The 1909-nt window shown below is 75.0% G+C and carries 1 protein-coding gene; it reads left to right on the top strand.

All coding sequences use genetic code 11. The features are described from left to right. Positions 1 to 1909 (top strand): SDR family NAD(P)-dependent oxidoreductase (locus ABT297_RS42990; RefSeq protein ID WP_350559976.1); only part of this gene is annotated, 1909 nt, incomplete at both ends.

Raw genomic sequence — 1909 nt, 5'->3', positions numbered from 1 at the left:
CCTGGACCACCGGCCACACCAACCACCCCACCAACCCCACCAACCACCTACCCCAAGCACCCACCTACCCCTTCCAACGCAACCGGTACTGGCTGGCCGGCGTGTCCCGGACGGCCGAGGGTCACCCGATCCTGGGGGCCGCTCTGGAGCGGGCCGACGCGGCCGGTAGCCTGCATCCCGGAACGTTGGACCCGGCCGTGCACACCTGGCTCAACGACCACGTGGTCGCCGGGAGTGTGCTGCTGCCGGCCACCGCCTTCGCCGAGCTGGTGTTGCAGGCCGGATTCGACGCGGCCGGGCTGGACCGGATCGACGATCTCACCCTGGAGGGGCCACTCCCGGTCACCGGGCGCACCGAACTGCAGGTCAGCGTGGGCGAGGGCGACGAATCCGGCCGTCGGCCGGTGTTGCTGTTCTCCCGCGGGGCGCACGGCTGGGTACGGCTCGCCACCGGGCATCTGGCGGACGCCGGTCCGGCCACCTTCGACCTGCGCGAGTGGCCGCCCGCCGATGCCGAACCGGTCGACGTGGACCAGGTGTACGAGCACCTGGCCGCCGACGGTTACGCGTACGGCCCTGATTTCCGGCTGCTGCGGCGTCTGTGGCGCCGTGGTGGCGAGGTGTTCGCCGAGGTCGCGCTGGACGACGGGACGGCCGGGCCGCACGGGTACGGCATCCACCCGGCGCTGATGGACGCGGCGCTGCACCCGATCTCGGTGGGCCTGGTCGACTCCGGCTGGGAGCCGGGGCGGATCCGCCTGCCGTTCGCCTGGTCGGGTCTGTCGCTGTACGCGTCCGGCGCCACCGCGCTGCGGGTTCGCCTGGCCTCGTCGCACGCCGGTGAGGTCACGGTGCAGCTGGCCGACCCCACCGGCGCCCCGGTCGCGGCCGCCGAGTCGCTGGCCGTACGGGCCCGGCCGGACAGCGCGGACACCGGCAACCTGTACGCCGTCGAGTGGGTCCGGCTGGCCCCGCTCGCACCCGGGGGCGAGCCGGCCGAGGTCACCGTCGCCGACCTGCGGGAGGTCACCGCCGGGGACGCCCCGGACGATGCGCTCGCCGCCACCGGGCACGCCCTCGACGTGTCCCAGCGGTGGCTGCGCGACAGTGACGGCCTGCTGCTGGTGCTGACCGCCTCGGTCGCCGACATCGCCCGGGACGTGCCGCCGAACGGCGCGGCGGCCGCCGTGTGGGGCCTGCTGCGTTCGGCGCAGACCGAACATCCCGGCCGGTTCCTGCTGGTCGACGCCGGGGACAGCGATCCGGACCCGGCTGCTCTGGTCGCGGCCGCCGCGGCCGGGGGCGAGTGGCAGCTCGCGCTCCGCGACGGGGCGGTGTTCGTCCCGCGGCTGACTCCGATCACGGCCGGGACCGGCGACATGGGGCCGGAAGCCGGGACGATCCTGATCACCGGGGGAACCGGGGCGCTCGGCCGGTTGACCGCCCGGCGGCTCGCGGAACGGCATCCGGATCTACGGCTGCTGCTGGTGTCCCGGAGCGGGGCCGGCGCGGACTTCGCCGACGAGTTCGCCGGGTTCGGCGGGCGGGTGCTTGCCGTGGCGTGCGACGTCACCGACACCGGCCGGCTGGCCGAGCTGCTGGACGGCGTACCCGACCTGGTGGGGGTGGTGCATCTCGCCGCGTCCCTGCGCGACGCCCCGCTGGACGCGCTGGCACCGGATCTGCTGGGCGAGGTCTTCGCCGTGAAGGCGCGGACCGCATGGGAGCTGGACCGTCTGACCACCGGCCGGAACCTGGCCCGCTTCGTGGTCTTCTCCTCGATCGCGGGAACGCTGGGCAGCGCCGGTCAGGCCGCCTACGCGGCGGCGAACGCCTACCTCGACGCGCTGGCCGCACGCCGGCGCCGGGCCGGGTTCGCGGCCACGTCCGCGGCGTGGGGTCTGTGGGA

Source organism: Dactylosporangium sp. NPDC000555 (assembly GCF_040300025.1).
Classification (GTDB): Bacteria; Actinomycetota; Actinomycetes; order Mycobacteriales; family Micromonosporaceae; genus Dactylosporangium.
The sequence above is the reverse complement of the archived record's forward strand: the minus strand, read 5'-3'. Positions and strand labels throughout refer to the sequence as shown.